Annotated in this window: 18 protein-coding genes and 1 riboswitch; of the genes, 14 read left to right on the top strand and 4 right to left on the bottom strand. The window is 72.5% G+C overall.

Going from position 1 to position 19,951, the window contains the following annotated elements; genetic code table 11:
- Window positions 1-2: 2 nt before the first annotated feature.
- Window positions 3-1,676 (bottom strand): cytochrome c oxidase subunit I, encoded by a 1,674-nt coding sequence (gene ctaD / locus K2224_RS27530; RefSeq protein ID WP_221909269.1) that lies wholly within the window; start codon window positions 1,674-1,676, stop codon window positions 3-5.
- Window positions 1,677-1,803: 127 nt separating this feature from the next.
- On the opposite strand from ctaD, the gene K2224_RS27535 reads away from it, so the two are divergent.
- From K2224_RS27535 to K2224_RS27555, 5 genes are all read left to right on the top strand, one after another.
- Complete coding sequence (locus K2224_RS27535) at window positions 1,804-2,343, top strand: RNA polymerase sigma factor (protein WP_221909270.1); 540 nt, start codon at window positions 1,804-1,806, stop codon at window positions 2,341-2,343.
- Window positions 2,336-3,358, top strand: a complete 1,023-nt coding sequence (locus tag K2224_RS27540; protein ID WP_221909271.1) for a CU044_5270 family protein — start codon at window positions 2,336-2,338, stop codon at window positions 3,356-3,358. Before K2224_RS27535 ends, K2224_RS27540 begins: the two co-directional genes overlap by 8 nt.
- Before the next feature lie 440 nt (window positions 3,359-3,798).
- Window positions 3,799-5,274, top strand: a complete 1,476-nt coding sequence (gene proP / locus K2224_RS27545) for a glycine betaine/L-proline transporter ProP (protein ID WP_221909272.1) — start codon at window positions 3,799-3,801, stop codon at window positions 5,272-5,274.
- 237 nt (window positions 5,275-5,511) lie between these two features.
- Window positions 5,512-5,841, top strand: coding sequence for an antibiotic biosynthesis monooxygenase (locus tag K2224_RS27550; RefSeq protein ID WP_221909273.1), 330 nt, complete (start codon window positions 5,512-5,514; stop codon window positions 5,839-5,841).
- 150 nt (window positions 5,842-5,991) lie between these two features.
- The gene (locus tag K2224_RS27555; RefSeq protein WP_221909274.1) at window positions 5,992-6,567 is read left to right on the top strand and encodes a GNAT family N-acetyltransferase; all 576 of its coding nucleotides are present in this window, start codon (window positions 5,992-5,994) and stop codon (window positions 6,565-6,567) included.
- Here K2224_RS27555 and K2224_RS27560 read toward each other — a convergent pair.
- The gene (locus K2224_RS27560) at window positions 6,557-8,647 is read right to left on the bottom strand and encodes an MDR family MFS transporter (RefSeq protein WP_221909275.1); all 2,091 of its coding nucleotides are present in this window, start codon (window positions 8,645-8,647) and stop codon (window positions 6,557-6,559) included. The two genes, K2224_RS27555 and K2224_RS27560, sit on opposite strands and share 11 nt — an antisense overlap.
- A 770-nt stretch (window positions 8,648-9,417) precedes the next feature.
- Here K2224_RS27560 and K2224_RS27565 point away from each other — a divergent pair.
- The 4 genes from K2224_RS27565 to K2224_RS27580 all read left to right on the top strand — a co-directional run bounded on the left by K2224_RS27565 (window position 9,418) and on the right by K2224_RS27580 (window position 12,566).
- Window positions 9,418-10,092, top strand: a complete 675-nt coding sequence (locus K2224_RS27565; RefSeq protein WP_260693380.1) for a peptidoglycan-binding protein — start codon at window positions 9,418-9,420, stop codon at window positions 10,090-10,092.
- A gap of 268 nt (window positions 10,093-10,360) precedes the next feature.
- On the top strand, window positions 10,361-11,023 hold the full coding sequence (locus K2224_RS27570; RefSeq protein WP_221909276.1) for an HAD-IA family hydrolase: 663 nt from the start codon (window positions 10,361-10,363) through the stop codon (window positions 11,021-11,023).
- Window positions 11,024-11,296: 273 nt separating this feature from the next.
- Complete coding sequence (locus K2224_RS27575) at window positions 11,297-11,767, top strand: DoxX family protein (protein ID WP_221909277.1); 471 nt, start codon at window positions 11,297-11,299, stop codon at window positions 11,765-11,767.
- 160 nt (window positions 11,768-11,927) lie between these two features.
- On the top strand, window positions 11,928-12,566 hold the full coding sequence (locus K2224_RS27580) for a DedA family protein (RefSeq protein WP_221909278.1): 639 nt from the start codon (window positions 11,928-11,930) through the stop codon (window positions 12,564-12,566).
- Window positions 12,567-12,628: 62 nt separating this feature from the next.
- On the opposite strand, the gene K2224_RS27585 is transcribed toward K2224_RS27580, so the two are convergent.
- Window positions 12,629-13,582, bottom strand: coding sequence for a universal stress protein (locus K2224_RS27585; protein ID WP_221909279.1), 954 nt, complete (start codon window positions 13,580-13,582; stop codon window positions 12,629-12,631).
- Between the two features lie 360 nt (window positions 13,583-13,942).
- Between K2224_RS27585 and K2224_RS27590 the strand changes: the two genes are divergently transcribed.
- The gene (locus K2224_RS27590) at window positions 13,943-15,106 is read left to right on the top strand and encodes a class I SAM-dependent methyltransferase (RefSeq protein WP_221909280.1); all 1,164 of its coding nucleotides are present in this window, start codon (window positions 13,943-13,945) and stop codon (window positions 15,104-15,106) included.
- 90 nt (window positions 15,107-15,196) lie between these two features.
- On the opposite strand, the gene K2224_RS27595 is transcribed toward K2224_RS27590, so the two are convergent.
- Window positions 15,197-15,781 carry a TetR/AcrR family transcriptional regulator gene (locus K2224_RS27595; protein ID WP_221909281.1) on the bottom strand — a complete coding sequence of 195 codons (585 nt, stop codon included), beginning with the start codon at window positions 15,779-15,781 and terminating at the stop codon, window positions 15,197-15,199.
- 106 nt (window positions 15,782-15,887) lie between these two features.
- Between K2224_RS27595 and K2224_RS27600 the strand changes: the two genes are divergently transcribed.
- From K2224_RS27600 to K2224_RS27615, 4 genes are all read left to right on the top strand, one after another.
- Window positions 15,888-16,544: a nucleoside/nucleotide kinase family protein gene (locus tag K2224_RS27600; protein ID WP_221909282.1), complete on the top strand. Its 657-nt coding sequence runs from the start codon at window positions 15,888-15,890 to the stop codon at window positions 16,542-16,544.
- Between the two features lie 94 nt (window positions 16,545-16,638).
- Complete coding sequence (locus K2224_RS27605; protein ID WP_221909283.1) at window positions 16,639-17,412, top strand: MarR family winged helix-turn-helix transcriptional regulator; 774 nt, start codon at window positions 16,639-16,641, stop codon at window positions 17,410-17,412.
- A complete protein-coding gene (locus K2224_RS27610; protein ID WP_221909284.1) occupies window positions 17,409-18,257 on the top strand; it encodes an alpha/beta fold hydrolase in 849 nt (282 codons plus the stop codon). Before K2224_RS27605 ends, K2224_RS27610 begins: the two co-directional genes overlap by 4 nt.
- A gap of 70 nt (window positions 18,258-18,327) precedes the next feature.
- A riboswitch (cobalamin riboswitch) is annotated at window positions 18,328-18,541 on the top strand.
- A 30-nt stretch (window positions 18,542-18,571) separates the two neighbouring features.
- Entirely contained in the window at window positions 18,572-19,843 is a 1,272-nt protein-coding gene (locus K2224_RS27615) for a HoxN/HupN/NixA family nickel/cobalt transporter (protein WP_260693382.1), read from the top strand.
- The last annotated feature ends 108 nt before the right edge of the window (window positions 19,844-19,951 follow it).

Raw genomic sequence — 19,951 nt, forward strand, 5'->3', positions numbered from 1 at the left:
CCTCACCGTTCGATCGCGGCCGCGACATCGGGGTGGTGCAGATCGAACGCCGGGGATTCGGAGCGAATGCGCGGCAGGGTGCGGAAGTTGTGCCGCGGTGGCGGGCAGGAGGTCGCCCACTCCAGCGAACGGCCATAGCCCCACGGGTCGTCCACGCCGACCTTCTGACCGTACTTGGCGGTCTTCCAGACGTTGTAGAGGAACGGCAGGATCGACAGACCCAGCAGGAAGGAGAAGAGGGACGAGACGGTGTTGAGTGTGGTGAAGCCGTCGGCGGCGAGATAGTCGGGAATCCGGCGCAGCATTCCTTCCGCGCCGAGCCAGTGCTGGACGAGGAACGTGCCGTGGAAACCGATGAACAGCGTCCAGAACGTGATCTTGCCCAGCCGCTCGTCCAGCATCTTGCCGGTGAACTTCGGCCACCAGAAGTGGAAACCGGCGAACATCGCGAACACGACCGTACCGAACACCACGTAATGGAAGTGCGCCACCACGAAGTACGAGTCCGAGATGTGGAAGTCCATCGGCGGCGACGCCAGGATCACACCCGTCAGACCACCGAAGGTGAACGTGATCAGGAAGCCGATCGCCCAGAGCATCGGCGTCTCGAAGGACAACGAACCCTTCCACATCGTGCCGATCCAGTTGAAGAACTTCACACCGGTCGGCACCGCGATCAGGAACGTCATGAAGGAGAAGAACGGCAACAGCACGCCACCCGTGACATACATGTGGTGCGCCCACACCGTCACCGAAAGACCCGCGATCGACACCGTCGCGGCGATCAGACCGATGTAACCGAACATCGGCTTCCGGGAGAAGACCGGAATGACCTCGGAAATGATGCCGAAGAACGGCAGCGCGATGATGTACACCTCCGGATGCCCGAAGAACCAGAAGAGGTGTTGCCAGAGCAATGCCCCGCCATTGGCCGCGTCGAAGACATGCGCACCGAATTTACGGTCCGCCTCCAGCGCGAACAGCGCGGCCGCCAGAACCGGGAAGGCCAGCAGGACCAGCACACCGGTCAGCAGCACGTTCCACACGAAGATCGGCATCCGGAACATCGTCATGCCCGGCGCACGCATGCAGATGATGGTGGTGATGAAGTTGACCGAACCCAGGATCGTGCCGAAACCCGAGAAGGCCAGACCCATGATCCACATATCGGCGCCGACGCCGGGCGAATGGACGGCGTCGGAAAGCGGCACATAGCCGAACCAGCCGAAATCGGCCGCACCTTGAGGGGTGAGGAAGCCGCCCACCGCGATCAGCGAGCCGAAGAGGTAGAGCCAGTAGGCGAACATGTTCAGCCGCGGGAACGCCACATCGGGCGCGCCGATCTGGAGCGGCATGATCCAGTTGGCGAAACCGGCGAACAACGGCGTCGCGAACATCAGCAGCATGATCGTGCCGTGCATCGTGAACGCCTGGTTGAACTGCTCGTTCGACAGCAGCTGGTGACCGGGCCGGGCCAGCTCGGCGCGCATCAGCAGCGCCAGCAGCCCGCCGACACAGAAGAAGGCGAAGGCGGTCACCAGATAGAGCGTGCCGATGGTCTTGTGGTCGGTGGTCGTCAGCCATGCCACCGGGTTCCGGCGCCGCGCGGGCCGTGCCACGGCGGACCGCGGCACGGCGGTTCCGGCCGCCGGGGAGGGGGTTGCGGGGAGCTTCATGCCCCGTAGGTGTCCGCCTCCCCGTGCCTCGTCACAGGTGACGGACGCGAATCGGGCTGCCGGGAGGGTGGGATGGGTCACGAGAGCGGGGTGTGACGATCGGGGCGATGCCGGACACAGGGGTTTCATGAGCACGGACGACGCCTTCGCCGCGGCCTACCGCGCGCACTACTGGGCGGTCAGCCGCTTTGTGGCGCGGCGGCTGGACGCCCCGGCACACGAGGTCGAGGAGGTGGTGGCCGACGTCTTCTCCATAGCGTGGCGGCGGCGCACCGAACTCCCCGACGCGCCGCTGCCCTGGCTGTACGGGGTGGCCCGGAACTGCCTGGCCAATACGGTGCGCGGGATCGGCCGCTATCGGCGGCTGCTGCACCGGCTGGGCAACCACGAGGCGGCGCACGGCCGGCAGACCGTGGCGAGCCCGGACGCCGAGCGGCCCGGCTCCTGGGTGCACGAGGCGCTGGCCCGGCTGTCCGCCGCCGACCAGGAGGTCCTGCGGCTGACCGCCTGGGAGGAACTGACCGTCGAGGAGCTGGCGGTGGTCCTCGGCTGCGGCCGGAGCGCGGCGGCCATGCGGCTGCACCGGGCCCGGCGCCGCCTGCGCGCGGAGATCGACCGTTCCCGGACCACCGTGTCCGTACGAGGAGGAGGCGACGGCCATGAGTGACGAACTGGAGCTGCTGCGGGCGGCCGACCCGGCGCCGGCCGGTGAAGGGCGCTGGCGGGACCGCCCGTTGGACGCCGCCGCCGAGCGCGCCCTCAACCGCCTGCTGCACAGCGCCCGCACCCGGCGGGCCCGCCGCCGTCTGGTGCTGCGCGCCGAGGCGGCCGTACTGGCGCTGGTCGCGGTGCTCGCCTTCACCCTCACCGACGCCGGCAGCAGCCCAGCGGTGGCGGCACCGTCCGCGCTCGTGCCGCGCGCGGTCGGCGCCGAGCCCTCGCTGGACGGGCTGGCCCGTATCGCGGCGGCCCGGGCCCGGACGGCCGGGCCGCAGGACGGGCCGCGGCGCGGCAGCCATCTCCAGAGCTGGAGTCTGTCCATGGGGACCGGTCCGGACGCGGCGTCCCCGGTGACCGTCCCCGAGGAGCGCATCACCCGGTGGAACCCCGACGGCAGCGGCTCCGAACTGGTGGTGGCCACCGACCCGCGCCATCCGGGACGCCCGGTCATCCACGACGACGGCGGCCGCTGGCGGACCGTCAGCGACGGCCGGGTGCTGCACCGCGCGACCTATCGGGCGGGTTCGGGCGGATCGCACGGGGGCCCCGCCGCCCGTACGGAGCCGCCCACCGACCCGGGGGCGCTGCGCGCGCTGCTCGTCTCCCGTTACGGCGCGGCGGGCGGCGACGACGCGGCGGCCGTGCCGCAACTCCTGACGGCGCTCGCCTCGTTCCGCCAGGAGTGGACGCCGGGGCCGCGGGAGACGGCGGCGATCGTGCGGTTGCTGGCGGACACCAGGGACCTGCGGCCGGCCGGTGCGGTCACCGACCGACTGGGCCGCCGCGGGCAGGCGTTCGTGCACGACGGGTCCGACGGCGCCCTGGACGCCACCCGCCAGATGGTGATCCTCGATCCGCACACCGGCCAACTCCTCGGCACGGAGATCACCTTCACCAGGGCTCTGCCCGACTTCCGGGTCGGCGCGGGCCAGGTGCTGTCGTACGAGGCGTGGATGCCGTGAAGTGCCGACCGGGGACGCGCGGTGCCCGCCCGAGTGGCGGGGTCCGGGTCGATGGCCGATCCTGGAGGGACGCGACGATCCTTCGGCGCGGTGGTGCGCGACGCACCACCGCGCCGTCTCCGTTTGCGCCCCTCCGGCCGCCGCCCCTGTCGTTTCCGTATGCGAACGAACACACCCGGGCGACCCGCGTCACGTGACGCGGGCCACAATCCGCCCTCGGTTGCGGCGGTTCCTCGCGAGATGGATCACAAACCCGCTTCTCGGAAAAAAGTTTACGGATGCATGTTTACCCAGCGAGGAGGGGGTAGGCGGGCGTCTGTGCAGTCAACTGCATACTGTCCGTGATGACCCGGTCTGCCCGTATGGTCGTCCTTTGCCCCTCCACGCCATGGTGGGGCAGGTCCTTGTAGTCGTCCCAGAGAGCGCAGGCGAGCGAACACGTGCCGACGCAGTCCCCCCTCGCACCCGGTTCCCGTACCGGCGTCGCCAGAAGCGCCGGCGCCACCACCGAGCCCCACGCGGCGGCCCCGCGGACACCGGGCGAGGTCACGGTCGTCGACCCCGCGATGGTCAAGCGCGCGGTATCGGCGGCCGCCCTCGGCAACGCGATGGAGTGGTTCGACTTCGGCGTCTACAGCTACATCGCGGTCACCCTCGGCCATGTCTTCTTCCCGTCCGGGAACCCGACCGCGCAGCTGCTCTCGACCTTCGGCGCGTTCGCCGCGGCCTTCCTGGTGCGCCCGCTGGGCGGCATGTTCTTCGGCCCGCTCGGCGACCGCATCGGCCGCCAGAAGGTCCTCGCCATCACCATGATCATGATGGCCGCGGGCACCTTCGCCATCGGCCTGATCCCGTCGTACGCCGCGATCGGCGTCGGCGCGCCCATCCTGCTGCTGGCCGCCCGCCTGGTGCAGGGCTTCTCCACCGGCGGCGAGTACGGCGGCGCCTCGACCTTCATCGCCGAGTACGCGCCCGACAAGAAGCGCGGATTCCTCGGCAGCTGGCTGGAGTTCGGCACCCTCGCCGGATACGTCGGCGGCGCCGGCCTGGTCACCCTGATGACCGCGCTGCTGTCCACCGAGGACCTCCACTCGTGGGGCTGGCGGATCCCGTTCCTGATCGCCGGCCCGATGGGCATCATCGGCCTCTACCTGCGGCTCCGCCTCGAAGAGACCCCGGCCTTCGCCCAGATGGAGAAGGAGGCGCACGCCCGCGAGAAGGAGCGGCGCGCGGCCGAGAAGCGGATCGGCATCCGCGAGATGATCTTCGGTCAGTGGCGGGCGATGCTGCTCTGCGTCGGTCTGGTCCTGGTCTTCAACGTCACCGACTACATGCTGCTGTCGTACATGCCGAGCTACCTCACCTCGGAGCTGAAGTACGACGAGACGCACGGACTGCTGGTCGTGCTCGGCGTGATGGCCGTGATGATGGGCGTGCAGCCCTTCGTGGGCAAGCTGTCCGACCGGTTCGGCCGCCGCCCGGTCATCGGCGCCGGCTGCGTGGGCTTCCTGGTCCTGTCCGTCCCCGCGCTGCTGCTGATCCGTCAGGGTTCGCTGGCCGCCATCGCCGTGGGCATGGGCGCGCTCGGCCTGCTGCTGGTGTGCTTCACCGCCGCGATGCCGTCCACGCTGCCCGCGCTCTTCCCGACCAAGGTGCGCTACGGCTCGCTGTCGATCGGCTTCAACATCTCGGTGTCGCTCTTCGGCGGGACCACGCCGCTGGTGGTCACCGCCCTGATCGGCGCGACCGGCAACAAGATGGTGCCCGCCTACTACATGATGGCGGCGGCCGTCATCGGCGGCATCGCCGTCCTGCTGATGTCGGAGAGCGCCCGCAAGCCGCTGCCCGGTTCCCCGCCGGCGGTGGAGACCGAGGCCGAGGCCCGTCAACTGGTCGCGACCGGCACGGCGGGCTGAGCGCAGACGCCGCCCCGCGCCACCACTGACGACGGCCGGCCGCCCGCCCCTCGGGGCAGGCGGCCGGCCGTCGTCGTACGTGCCGAACCGCCAACTGCCGGACCCGTCGGGCCCTCCGGCCGACGGTCCGGCCCGGGGTCGTCCTCACGGCGTTTTGACCGGGTGGTGTAGGAGACTGCTAGGCATCCGGATGAGGTTGTGACGCCGGTTCGGCGTCCGTTCGAGGAGAGGTGCCCTGTGGCCAGCGTGGTGAAGATCAATGTGCTGACCGTTCCCGCGGAGCAGCGTGAGGTGTTGGAGAAGCGGTTCGCCTCGCGTGCCGGAACGGTCGATTCCGCCGACGGCTTCGAGTGGTTCGAGCTGCTGCGCCCCGTGGAGGGCACCGACCAGTACCTCGTCTACACGCGGTGGCGCGACGAGGAGTCGTTCCAGGCGTGGATGGAGGGGCCGATGAAGGCGGCGCACCAGCACGGCGGGGAGGGTGGCGAGCGGCCGAAGCCCGCCGCGAGCGGTTCGACGCTGTGGTCCTTCGAGGTGGTGCAGCAGGCCGCGCCCAAGCAGGGCTGATCGCGCACGCGGATACGCGTCCGTGTGGCGACGGGCGGGCTGCCCCGGTGGTGTACGGACGGCACCGGGGCGGGCGCCCGGCCCGCGCGTCGTTCACGTCGCGCCGAATCCCGTTGCGTTCGCGGCCGGTGGCGTCGGGAGAATGCCGCCATGAGCGAAGCTGCCGCCCCGTCCTGGACGATCACCCCCGAGCCGGTCGACGCGCCGGTGGCCCGGACCCTGTTCCGCGCGTACTACACCGAGGTCGCCGACCGCTACTACACGCTGCACGAGGCGCGCCGCGCGACGCCGGAGGAGATCGACCAGGGCGTGGCCGGGCACACCGGCGACGGGCTGCGGCCGCCGCACGGGGTGCTGCTGGTGGCCCGGCACGGCGGCGAGCCGGCCGGCTGCGCCGGGATCCGGCTGCTGGACGCCCGCACCGCCGAGCTGAAGCAGGTGTTCGTCCGGCCCGGCAAGCGCGGTCTGGGCATCGCGAACGGGCTGCTGCGGGCCGCGGAGGCGACCGCGGTGCGGCTGGGCGCCGAGCGGATCCGGCTGGACACCCGGCTGGATCTGACCGAGGCCATCGCGCTGTACCGGCGGCGTGGCTACGTCGAGATCGCCCCGTACCACTGGGGTGATCCGTATGCGGAGATCTTCTTCGAGAAGCGGCTGACCGCACCGCGGCAGGGCACCGGGGCCGGCGCCGGGGCCGACGGGGCGGAGACGGCGGTCACTTGGTGAGGTCGGGGGGCCGGGGCGGGCGCGGTGTGGTGCGGGCCGGGGAGCGCGGCACCGGCTGGCGGGCGTCGCCGTCGTGCGGCTCCTCCCCGTCCGAGCCGCACAGCTCCGCCGACAACTCCTGGACGAGTTCGGTGAGATCGGTGGGCCGGTCCATGGTCCACCAGTCGCCGAGCAGCTGCGCCAGCGACTGCTGACGGGCCGCCGAGAGCCGCTCCGCGGCCTCCCGCCCCCGGTCGGTCAGCAGCAGCATCAGCCCCTCGCGCTGCGCCAGTCCGCGTTCCTCGATCTGCCGGACGCCCTCGGTGATCACGCCGAGCGGCACCCGGCTGCGCTCCGCCAGCAGCCCCGGCTCCACCGAGCCGCAGCGCCGGATGCGCAACACCAGCCAGCTGGCGGCCGGTTTGAGGTCCAGGCCGGCACGGGCGGTGATCTTCTCGTAGATGTCCTTGCGGCCCTCCATGCTGCCCAGTTTCGAGAGCGCGCGGGCGACCTCCTCACGGGAGGACCGCTCGACGGGGTTGGAACAGAGGACCTCGCTGGTGTCGGGGGCGGTGACGCTGCCGCGCAGCGGCTCCTCCTTCAGGAACCAGGCCAGGGCGAAGGCGACGAGGACGACCGGGGCGGCGTAGAGGAAGACGTCGGTGATGGAGGTGGAGTAGGCACCGAGGACGCCGGCGGCCTGCGCGGGCGGCAGTTTGCCGATCGTCCGCGGGTCCTGGGCGATCGACGACGGCGAGACGCCGGGCGGCAGCGTCGCGCCGGAGAGGACGTCGGCGATCCGCGGGCCGAGCCGGCTCGCGAAGATCGTGCCGAAGATGGAGACGCCGAACGAGGCGCCGATCGAGCGGAAGAAGGTGGCGCCCGAGGTGGCCACCCCGAGGTCCTCGTAGGGCACGGCGTTCTGCACGATGAGGACGAGGACCTGCATGACCAGGCCGAGCCCGAAGCCGAAGACGAAGAAGTAGGTGCTCATCAGGGCGACGCCGCTGGACGGGTCGAGCCGGTGCAGGAGCAGCAGGCCGAGGGTGACCACGGCGGTGCCGGCGATGGGGAAGACCTTGTAGTGGCCGGTGCGGGAGACGATCTGCCCGGAGGCCGTCGAGGAGAGCAGCATGCCGAACACCATCGGCAGCATGTGCACACCGGACAGGGTCGGCGAGACCCGCTGGACGACCTGCAGGAACGTCGGCAGGTACGTCATCGAGCCGAACATCGCGAAGCCGATGACGAAGCCGATGACCGCGCAGAGCGTGAAAGTACGCAGGGTGAACAGCCGCAGCGGGATGACGGGTTCGGCGGCCCGGCGCTCGACGAGGACGAACGCGGCGAGCAGCACCGCACCGAGCCCGGCGAGCAGGGCGGTCTGCCAGGAGGCCCACGGGTAGCTGACGCCGCCCAGCGAGGTCATCAGGACCAGGCAGACGGCGACCGCGGCGATCAGCGCGGTGCCCAGGTAGTCGATGCGGTGCGGGGTGCGGCGGACCGGTATGTGCAGCGCGACCGCGATGACGACCAGCGCGACGGCTCCGATGGGGACGTTGACGTAGAAGACCCAGCGCCAGCTGAGGTGGTCCACGAACAGCCCGCCGAGCAGCGGCCCGAGGACGCTGCTGCCGCCGAACACGGCGCCGAACAGCCCCTGGTACCTGCCGCGTTCGCGGGGCGGCACGATGTCGCCGACGATCGCCATCGACAGCACGATCAGGCCGCCGCCGCCCAGCCCCTGGAGCGCCCGGAAACCGATCAACTCGCCCATGTTCCGCGCGATGCCGCAGAGCACCGAACCGATCAGGAAGATCACGATGGCCGTCTGGAACAGCTTCTTGCGGCCGTACTGGTCGCCGAGCTTGCCCCACAGGGGCGTCGCGGCCGTGGACGCCAGCAGATAGGCGGTGACCACCCAGGAGAGGTGGTCCAGGCCGCCGAGATCGCTGACGATGGTGGGCAGCGCGGTGGCGACGATGGTCTGGTCGAGTGCCGCGATGAGCAAACCGAGCAGCAGCGCGCCTATCGGGACGAGGATCGTCCGCCGGGACCGGTCCTCGCCGGCGACGGCGGGAGCGCCGGTGTCCTGCGCCATGAGCGTCGTCTCCCTCGTGTCCGGCGTGATCTTTCCTCGGGGCGGGCGCCGGCGCTTGGGGTGGGCGTCGGCGCGTACGACCGCGCCCGGTCGGCTTCCCGGCCCTCCGGGCTTCCCTCCATCGTGGGCGGTTCCACCCGATATGGCCCGCCGAGGGGACGGTGAGGAGGCGGCGAGGGGGATGAGGAGACGGAAGCGAGGACGGGCGAGGGGACGGGCGAGGGGGGTGAAGGCGCCCCGGGCGGTTGTGGTGGATGTGGTGGAGCGCCTGCGAGGGCGACGGTCGCTCTGCATAATCGGCTGCCGGTTCGCGCCTCCGAAGACCTCCGGAGAAGACTTCCAGAGGGCCTCCGGAGACCTCCGGAGACGGGACCACTCGTACAGAGAGGGGACCACTCGTGACGGCAGCAGCCACCTGCCCGCACTGCTTCGCCCCGGTCCGCGGGGACGGCCGGCCGACCTGCCTGTGCGCGGCGGTCGGAGCGGACGACTTTGATCCGCTGCGCTTACGGCCGTACGTCTCACTGCCGGACGACGGCGACGGGGCCCGCGACGGGGAGGGGGCAGGAGAGGGGGGTGCCGATCTCGGCGGCAGGGACGGCCCCGGTCCCGCTTCCGGCCCCGATTCCGGTTCCGGCCCCGATTCCGGTTCCGGCTCCGGCTCCGCTTCCGGCTTTGGCGGAGTCCGCCGCTCCGCCGGTCTGGCTTCCAGGACTTTCCATACGTCCGGCCCGTTCCCCGAGGAGGGGACGTCGTCCGCACCCTTCCCCGTGGGCGCGCCCCTACCGGTGGTCACGCCCCTCGCCCCGGCCACCGGGCAGGACACCACTCCGCACCCCCCGATATCCGGCTCCGGTCCTCCCGCCTCCACCGGGCGCCGGCGTGCCCGGCCCGCCGTACTGGCCGTCACCGGCGCCGCCGTGGCCGCCGCGGCGATCGTGATCGGCACCGGGGCGCTCCCTGGCGGCGACCGCGACCGTGCGGCGCCCCCGGACGACGGCGCCACCGCCCCCACCGCGGCCGTCCCGACCACCGCCGGCCCCACCACCTCAGCGTCGGTGCCCGTCCGCCCCGCCCCCGCCACCTCGCGCTCCAGGGCTCCCGGACCCCCGCCCCGCCCCTCCCGGTCACCGGCTCCTCCCCCGCCGCCCCCGGTACGGGCGTCCGGCAGCGTCGCCTTCCCACCGGGCGATCCCTCCCCCAGCGCGGCGCCGAGCGGGCCGATCGTGCTCCGCGAGGGCTCCAGCGGCCCCGAGGTGGTCGAACTCCAGGAGCGCCTACGACAGATGGCGCTCTATACGGGCACGGCGGACGGCCTGTACGGCGCCGCGGTTCGGGACGCGGTGGCGCGCTACCAGCGGACCTACGGGGTGCACGGCGACCCGGACGGCGTCTACGGGGCCCCGACCCGGACGTCCCTGGAGGCACGCACCCGGCAGCCGTGAGCCCAACCCCGCGTCGGGCACGCCCCGACCTGTCACAGACCCGACAAGAGGCGACATGTCCACCGGACCGTGACGAATGCCATGCCAGTCGGGGGCGTCAGGCGGTTGTCGCGCCGGCACCCGTTTTGTATCGTGAAAAAACAAAGTGGTTCCGCCCGCACTCCCTGACCGGCGGGCGGGACCGCTTGTGTTCTCGCCCTGCATTTCCCTGCTTTCCCTGCACGTCCTGACAGTTCGCTGCCAGCCCCTCGCGCCCAGGAGCCCGCCGATGACGGCCACCACCACGCTCATAGCCCGCGCCCTGCTGCTGGACATGGACTCGACGATCGTGAACTCCGAGGCCGTCGTGGAGCGCTGCTGGCGACGCTGGGCGGCCGAGCAGTCGCTGCCCGCGGAGGACGTCCTCAAGGTCGTCCACGGGCGGCAGGGCTGGGCCACCATGGCAGCGCTGCTGCCGGACCGCCCCATGGAGCAGAACCACGCGGACAACCGCCGGATGCTGGAGCAGGAGACCGCCGACCTGGAGGGCGTGGTGCCGGTGGTCGGCGCCCCCGCCTTCATGGCCGCCCTCGCCCGGCTCCCGCACGCCCTGGTGACCAGCGCCGACGCCGCGCTGGCCAAGGCCCGTATGGGCGCCGCCGGACTGCCCATGCCGGACGTCCGGATCACCGCGGAGTGCGTGAGCGCCAGCAAGCCGGACCCGGAGGGCTTCCTCAAGGGCGCCGCCGAACTGGGCTTCGCCCCCGAGGACTGCCTGGTCTTCGAGGACTCCGAGGCGGGCATCCAGGCCGGCCGGGCCGCCGGGATGCGGGTCGTCGGCGTCGGCGACCGCGCCGCCGCGTTCGGCCCCACCGCCCACGTCCGCGACCTCGACCAGGTTCGCATCGAGGGCCTGGTGGACGGCGGGATCGCCGTCCGGATCACGGCCTGAGCCACCCCGCGGCCCCGCCGCCCCCGGGCCACGGCCCGCCACCCACCGCCCTCACTGATGGCCGGTGCGCTCTCCCGCGCACCGGCCATCAGTCATGTCGGCACTCCGTGCCCTCGACGCCACCCCTGCCCCCCTTGGTTCGGACCAATAGGTTCCCTATTCATCGAATGTTGAACTTGCAAGTACTAGTTAGGTCGGCCTAATCTCGAAGACTCCGACGGGCGCGCCCGTCCCCCGCGTCCGTTCGCCCCCCGAAAACCTAGGAGTCACCCCATGTCCGCTCCCCTCAACTCCTTCACCGAAAAAAACCGGCCGCACGTCCTGGCGCTCTTCCGCGTCGTCGTCGGCCTGCTCTTCGCCAGCCACGGCGCCTCCTCGCTGTTCGGCATCCTCGGCGGCGCGATGGGGGCCGGCCCCGGCCACACCATCCCGACCGGCACCTGGCCCGGCTGGTACGCCGCGGTCATCCAGCTGGCCGCCGGCCTCCTGGTCATCCTGGGCCTGGGCACCCGCGCCGCGGCCTTCGTCAGCTCCGGCTCGATGGCATACGCCTACTTCTCGATGCACCAGCCGAACGCGCTGTGGCCGATACAGAACGGCGGCGAGGCGGCCGCGATGTTCGCCTGGGCGTTCCTGCTGATCGTCTTCACCGGCCCCGGCTCCTGGGCGCTGGACCGGCTCTTCTTCGGCGGTTCGGCGCAGCAGCAGGCGCCCGCCGCCGAGCGCGCGCCGAGCACCGTCTGACGCACCTCGACGGCCGTCGACGGCCGGCCATGGGCCGGGGCGAAGCGTTTCGCCGCCCCGGCCCATGGTGTGTTTCCGGCCAGGCGTACGCTGTATGGCCGTAGTGCCGCCCCTGCCGCGCCGAGCGACGTCGCGGCGGGTTCGGACCGGGAGCAGGACGTTGTTGGAAAGCCTGGGGTCGCTGAGCGGCACCCCGTGGGTGTACGTGGTGGTCAGCCTCTCGATCGTCCTCGACGTCTTCGTCCCGATCCTGCCGAGCGGGGTCCTGGTGATCACCGCGGCCACCACGGCCGCCGGCTACGGCCCCGCCGCCGACGTCGCCGCCACCGTCCAGACCGGGAACCACCTGGCCGAAATGGCCTTCCTGGTGCTCTGCGCGGCGGCCGCCTCGGTCCTCGGCGACCTGGTCGCCTACCGGCTGGCCTGGCGCGGCGGAGACCGCTTCGACCGCGCCATCGGCCGCTCCCGACGGCTGTCCGCGGCCCAGCAGCGGCTGGGCGCCGCGCTCACCCGGGGCGGCGGCGGGATCGTCGTGCTGGCCCGTTTCGCGCCCGCCGGACGCTCCGTGGTCAGCCTGGGCGCCGGGGTGGCCCACCGGACAGCGCGCGAGTTCCTGCCCTGGTCGGCGCTGGCCGGGCTGGTCTGGGCCGCCTACAGCGTCAGCCTGGGCTACTTCGGCGGCCACTGGCTCGGCACCTCCTGGGTGAGCACCGCCCTGGCCGTCCTCGCACTCTTCGTCGCCGGCTCGGTGGCCGCCTACCTCGTCCGACGCCCGGAGCGGGAGACCGCCGCACACTGACCGGCGGGCGGCCGCGGCGCGAGCCGGCGGCCCGCGTCCCGCAACGTCCGGTGGCGCCCGTCTCACGTCCCGGAGGCACCCGTCGAACCACTGTCCCCGGTGCCACCGTCCCCCGCACCGCCACCCTCGGCCGGCGTCTCCGGCACCACGGCGACCGGGCAGACCGCGTGCAGCAGTACCGCGTGCGCCACCGAGCCCAGCCGCGGGCCGATCGGCAACCGGCGCCGGTGCCGTGCCACCACGACCAGATCGCTGCCGGCGGACGCCGCCACCAACTGCCCGGCGGCGTCCTCGGCGCGCAGCCGCACCGCCACCTCGACCTCCGGGTGCCGGGCCCGGTGCGGAGCGAGCGCGCCCACCAACTGCACGCCGAGCGCGTCCTCGTACTGCTGCTGCGTGCCCTCGTAGACGGCCACGTACTCGAAGGCGGGCGGCAGCAGCATCGGCCAGGCATAGCCGGAGACGACCCGGAGACGGGCGCCCCGCCGGGCCGCCTCGGCGAACGCGAAACCGACCGCGGCGGGCTCGTCGGAGGAGGGGTCCATGCCCAGCGTCACCTGCCGGACGGCCGGCGGCACCGCCTCGCCGTCCGGGCCCCGCTCGGTGCCGGCGCGGTCCGGACGCGGCACCACCACGACCGGGCAGGCGGACCGGGCGGCACAGGCCAGGCCGTTGGAACCGAGCAGCAGACTGGCGAAGCCGCCCCGGCCGCGTGATCCGAGGACCAGCAGCCGGCCCTCGGCGCCGAGCGCGGGCAGCTCGGCGTCGGCCAGCCCGCTCAGCCCGCGGAACGCCACCTCCGGCAGCCCGGCGAGGAACGGCCGGTCCCGCAGCTCGGTCAGCACCGGGTCGCCGCCCTGCTCGCCGGCCGCGGCCCGCTCCGCGGTGGCGTACGGCCAGACGTGCACCACCTGGAGCGGCGCCGACCGCGCCCGGGCCGCTTCCGCCGCCCAGCGCAACGCCCGCTCGCTGTCCGGCGATCCGTCCACGCCGACAATGACCGGCAAGGTGCCCATACACGCCTCCACCAGGAACTCGCATCCGTATCCGTCGACGGGCACCGGCCCACTGCCACCCGCATGCGGCCGCGCCCGTACACCCGCGACGCAGCGGCGGTGGGTCGGCACGCCCCACGTCGTCCATTTCGGTGCAGCGTCCCGCCTATCAGCGAAATGCGCCTTTCAAACTAACCAGGAGCTTTCGCGACTTTCACGGCTTTCGACCGGCTGCCCCCATCCTTCCCCCCGTCCCTGCGCCCCTGACAGGGACAAAGGTCCCGCCCCCGGCACGGAGTAGAGTCGAACGTCACCACCCCGCCCCCACCCTCCTCCCCACCGGGGGCGCGGGCCCGAACCACTGACGCGAGGCACACTGCGGTGAACCACCCCCCGGTCGTCGAATGGACCGAGGACGAGCAGGTCCGTACCGCCCGTTGGCGTTCCGAGAACGGCGCCCGGCCACCCCGCCGGATCGTCGTCGCGGACGACCGCACCCGGGCCGACGAGGCGTACCGGCTCGCCTGCGAGGGCACCGCGCTCCTGTGGCGCGGCGACTTCCACAACGCCCGCCAGCTGCTGACCGCGCTGGCCCGCCGCGTGGACCGCCGCCCGCGCAAGGCCGCACCCGCCGACGTCACCGAGGCGTTCCACCTGCACCGCGCCGCCCAGAACCAGCGCGCCCGGATCCTCGGCATGCTGCTGATCCCGCTGAGCGCGGACCTGGCCGTCCCGTTGCACCGCGCCCCCGACGTCCGCGAGGCATGCACCCGCGCCTACGGCCCGCCGGACGGCACGGAGCTGCCCGCCGGCGCCACCGGGGACACGGCCACCCTGGTCTCCCTACGGGAGCTGCTCGCCCTGATCGGCGCCAACGAATGGCGCCGCAAGGGCGTGGAGATCCCGGCCCTCGGCGGCGACCGGATCCATCCGCACTACGGGGTCTTCTCCCCGGCCCGCGGCGAGTACGTCGACCTGGTCGCCGGGGCCCCGCTGCCCGGCCGGGAGCTGGCGTTCGACATCGGTACCGGCACCGGCGTGCTCGCGTCCGTACTGGCCCGGCGCGGCGTGCGGCGGATCGTGGCCACCGACCAGGACCCGCGCGCCCTGGCCTGCGCCCGGGAGAACACCGAACGACTGGGCGTCGCGGACCAGGTGGAGGTCGTCGAAGCGGACCTCTTCCCCGCCGGCCGGGCCCCGCTCGTCGTCTGCAACCCCCCGTGGGTGCCCGCCAAGCCCACCTCCCCCGTGGAGTACGCGGTCTACGACCCCGGCAACCGGATGCTGCACGGCTTCCTGACCGGTCTGGCCGACCATCTGACCCCCGGCGGCGAGGGCTGGCTGATCCTCTCCGACCTGGCCGAACACCTCGGTCTGCGGTCGCGCGACGAACTCCTCGACGCCGTCGCCCGGGGCGGCCTGACCGTCCTCGGCCGGCTCGACATCGCACCCCGTCACCCGCGCGCCCGCGACGCCTCCGACCCGCTGCACGTGGCCCGCGCCGCCGAGGTCACGTCCCTGTGGCGACTGGGCGCGGCGGAGTAGCCGGGGCGACGGGACGGGCAACGGGGCAGCGGAGGCACGGCGCGGACGGCGGACAGGCCCCGGGCCGGCGACGACACCCCCGTGGGCGCGCTACGTCCGCAGCCCGGCGCAGACCGTGCGCACGTAGCGGTGCCAGTCCCCCGCGCCGTTGCGGATCACCGCGGCCAGCCCGCACACCGCCATCACCACATCCGTGACCTCGGCGTCCGCCCGGACCGTGCCCTCCTCCTTGCCCCGGGCGAGGAGTTGCGCGGCGACCTCCTCCGCGCGCCGCCGCCCCTCCCCGGCCGGCTCGGTGGAGCCGAACGCCGCCTCGATCGCCGCGGACAGTCCGCGCTCGGCGCTCAGCACCTCCCCGATGTGCGTGAGGTAGGCGGCCAGCCCCTCGGCGGCCGTCGGGCACGCCAGGCAGCGGCTGCGCCCGAACTCGACGATCTCCGCCTGCCGTTGCTCCCCCACGGCGGCGATCAGCGCCGACCGGCTGGGGAAGTGGCGGTAGACCGTCCCGATCCCGACGCCCGCGGCGCGGGCGATCTCCGGCATCTGCGCCTCGTCGCCGGCCGCCCGGAACACCTCCCGCGCGGCCTCCAGCACCCGGCCGCGGTTGCGCTCGGCGTCGGCCCGCGGCCGGCGCTGCGGCCCGGAGGAGGCGGCGGGAACGGAGGTCGGGGACATGCCGACGATGCTACTGGCCGCACACCGGGCAGAATCGGACTCCGCCCGGCGAACCGCCCCGACCGCCCGGCGCCCACCCCGGCCCATCAGGCACGATGGTCCCATCATGAACCTCGACGACCTCGTCGCCCGTGCCCGTCGGCTCGCCGCCTCCGCGACGCCCGGCCGGCGCCGGCTGCTCGGCATCGCCGGACCGCCGGGCGCCGGGAAGTCCACCCTCGCCGTCCGGCTGACGGCGGCGCTGGCCGGCCAGGCCGCGCTCGTCCCGATGGACGGCTTCCACCTCGCCGAGGCGGAGTTGCGCCGCCTGGGCCGTATCGACCGCAAGGGCGCGCCGGACACCTTCGACCCCGCCGGCTACGCCGCCCTGTTGGCCCGTCTGCGCGCCCCCGAACCCGGCACGCCCGTCTACGCCCCGACCTTCGACCGCCGCATCGAGGAGCCGGTCGCCGGCAGCATCCCGGTGGCGCCGCACATCCCACTCGTCATCACGGAGGGCAACTACCTCCTGCTGCACTCGGACCCCTGGGCGCGGATCCGCGAACTGCTCGACGAGGTCTGGTTCATGGAGCTGGACGCCCCGGAGCGGGTGCGGCGGCTGATCGACCGCCATGAGCGGTTCGGCCGCCTGCGCGTCGACGCCGAGGATTTCGTCCGCAACTCCGACGAGGCCAACGCACGCCTCGTGGCGGCCACCCGCACCCGGGCCGACCTCGTCGTCTCCTTCACCGAGGACGAGGCCCCGCCCCCGCTGGACGACTGACCCCGCCCAACTCCCCGGCACGCGGCGGCGCGTTGCCTCCGCCTGCGCTTCCACACCCCTTCCAAAACGACATCAGCGATGTCATCATGACAGTATGAGTGTCATCGAGGGGGGTGCCGATGAGGGCACCGACGCACATTCCGACCGCCGCGACGCGCGTCGACGCGATTCCGGCGGAGGCGATGCGGACGGCCGCGACGCCAGGGGCCGCGACACCGCCGGACACGGCGCCAGGGGAGGACATGCGAGTGCGGACGACGAGGGCAGGGCATCGACGGAGGAGCTGCTGTACGACGTCATCCGGCGCCTGTGGCCGCTGCACCGGACGATCGTGCGCGCAGTGGAGCGCGAGCTCGAAGGCACCGGCATGACCGCCGGCGAGCACGCCCTGCTCGACGCGCTGCGCGCCCACGGGCCACGCACCGTCCCGCAGTTGGCGCGCTCACTGGGCCTGGACCGACAGCCGGTGCAGCGCTGGGTGAATCACGCGGCGGAGCTGGGTCTGGTCGTGACGGCCCCCAATCCCGCGCACCGCCGCTCGTCCCTGATCCGGCTCACCGACGAGGGCACGGAGGTGATGCGCGGGATACAGGACGCCGAGGCGGCGGAACTCCGCCGCGGGCTGACCGACCTGTCGACCGGTGAGGTCCGCACGGCGCTGCGGGTCCTGGACCGGCTCGGCGAGGAATTCCGGCACTTGGCGGACGGCTCGCGCGTTCCCCCGGAGGAAAGCGGCAATCCCGAAAAGCAGGATGCCACCGCCCTGGACGCCACACAGGCCGCGATATCGCCCGCAACCGGGCACCGACCAGCGGCGCCCGCCCACCCGACCGACCGCCCGACGCCCACAGAAGGTCCCGCAGAATGACCCACGAGTTCCAGGCATGGTCCGAGATCGACAACGGCACCGTACCGATCGACGACGGCGAGCTGTTCTACGAGACGGCCGGCTCGGGGCCCGCGGTGGTACTGCTGCACGGCGGAATGCTCGACCAGCACATGTGGGACGAGCAGTTCGCCTGGCTGGTCAACTCCGGCCTGCGGGTGGTCCGCTACGACTCCCGCGGCCACGGCCTCTCCTCCACGGTGACCGGCGACTGGGCCAACCACGACGATCTGGTGGCCCTGCTGGACGCGCTCGACATACCCCGGGCCGTCCTCGTCGGCCTCTCGCACGGCTCCCGGATCGCGCTGGACGCCGCGCTCGCCCACCCGTCCCGGGTGTCCGCCCTCTTCCTGGCCGCGCCCGGGCTCAGCGGCCGCACCTTCACCGACCCCTTCATCCTGGAGCACATCCGGGAGCAGGTCGCCGCGATCGGCGAGGCGGACGGCGCGGAGCGCTATGTGGAGCACTTCCTGCGGATGTGGGTGGACGGGCCGTATCGCGCGCCGGCCGCCATGCACCCGGGCTTCCGGGAGCGGATGCGCGCCTCCGCGTCCGCCAATGTCGAGGTGCACGCCGACGGCCTGGGGGCCGGTATGCCGCTGGAGGTCGGCGCCGCGGACCGCCTGGGCGAGATACGGGTGCCCACCGCCGTCCTCGACGGCGACCTCGACTCCACCGACATTTCGGCCAACGCGCACGCCATAGCGCTACAGGTCCCGGGCGCCCGCCGCATACGCGTCCCGGCCGCCGGTCACATGGTCAACCTCGAGAACACCCCGCGCTTCGACCAGGAACTGCACGCCTTCCTGTCGTCCCTGGAGCTCTGAACTCGGCCCGCCCCCGCTCCGGTCGGCCGCCCGGGGCGGGGCCGTCATGGCCGGTTCCCGGCCATGACGGCTACAGTGACCGGGCCGTGGTGTTCGGGAAGACCGGTGCAGGACCTTCGTGTCCCAGGCCGGCGCGGCCCTCGCCACTGTGATCGGGGAGTTTCCGCCCCCGTGTGCGCGCCCCGTGCGCGTACGGCGCCACTGACCGCAGCCTGCGGCCGGGAAGGCGGGGCGGACGCGGATACCCGTAAGCCAGGAGACCGGCCACGGCATCTCACGAAGTGATCCACGAGGTGCTGGAGCGTGATGGCCGCATGGCCCTGTCCACTGACACGCAGGACAATTCCCCTTCCCCCCACAACACCCCCACCCCCCGCCTCGGCATACCCGGACCCCCGGGATCGTTCCGCTGGCAACGCCGCGACACCGTCCGCACCGCCGGCCTGATGGCCGTGATCGCCGCGCTGCACATCGTCGCCTTCGGTGTGCTCTTCCTCCTGGTCGTGCCGGGCCACTACACGGTCGGCAGCCAGGTGTTCGGCGCCGGGCTCGGCATCACCGCATACACCCTGGGCATGCGGCACGCCTTCGACGCCGACCACATCGCGGCGATCGACAACACCACCCGCAAGCTGATGGCCGACGGCAAACGGCCGGTCTCGGTGGGCTTCTGGTTCGCCCTCGGCCACTCCAGCGTGGTCGTCGTGATGGCCGCGCTGGTGTCGGGCGGCGCCCAGCTCGCCGGCGCGCTGATGGACGACAACTCCCGTACGCACCAGACGCTCGGCGTGGTCGGCACGACCGTCTCCGGCACCTTCCTCTACCTCATCGCCGCCCTCAACCTGATCGCCCTGGTGGGCATCCTGAAGGTCTTCCGGGCGATGCGGTCGGGCGCGTACGACGAGCAGGAGCTGGAACAGCACCTGGATTCCCGGGGCTTCATGAACCGGATTCTCGGCCGCCTCACCAAGTCCATCAGCCGCCCGGGGCAGATGTTCCCGCTCGGCTTCCTCTTCGGCATCGGCTTCGACACCGCGACCGAGGTGACGCTGATGGTGATGGCGGGCAGCGGCGCCGCGGCGGGCCTGCCCTGGTACGCGATCGTGTGCCTGCCGCTGCTGTTCGCCGCCGGGATGAGCCTGTTCGACACCCTCGACGGCACGTTCATGAACTTCGCGTACCAGTGGGCGTTCGCCAACCCGGTGCGCAAGGTCTACTACAACCTCACCATCACCGGCCTGTCGATCGCGGTCGCGTTCCTCGTCGGCACCATCGAGCTGGTGACCGTCCTGCACGACAAGCTCGGCCTCGACGACCCGCTGACCTCGGGGATCTCCGCCCTCGACCTGGACAACGTGGGCTTCGTCATCGTCGGCCTGTTCGTCGTGGTGTGGGCCGCGGCACTGGCGTACTGGCGCTTCGGCGGCGTCGAAAAACGCTGGGCCACCCGCACATCAACCACCGAGCCTGCCGAGCCCACCCCGACTACCGAGCCCACCGAGGTCGCCCAGGTCGCCAAGACCACCCAAGCCACCGAGCCCACCACCCCAACCCCGCGCACCGACGAACCCGACACCACCCCATAGCCGCCCCCACCCACCGAATCGCGGCCCGCCCCTCCATCGAAGGGACGGGCCGCACCGCCTCATCCGCACCACATTCCGCGACCCGCGCCTGCCGCTGCCTGCCATCCG

Origin of the sequence: Streptomyces sp. BHT-5-2, assembly GCF_019774615.1 — a bacterium.
Lineage (GTDB): Bacteria > Actinomycetota > Actinomycetes > Streptomycetales > Streptomycetaceae > Streptomyces.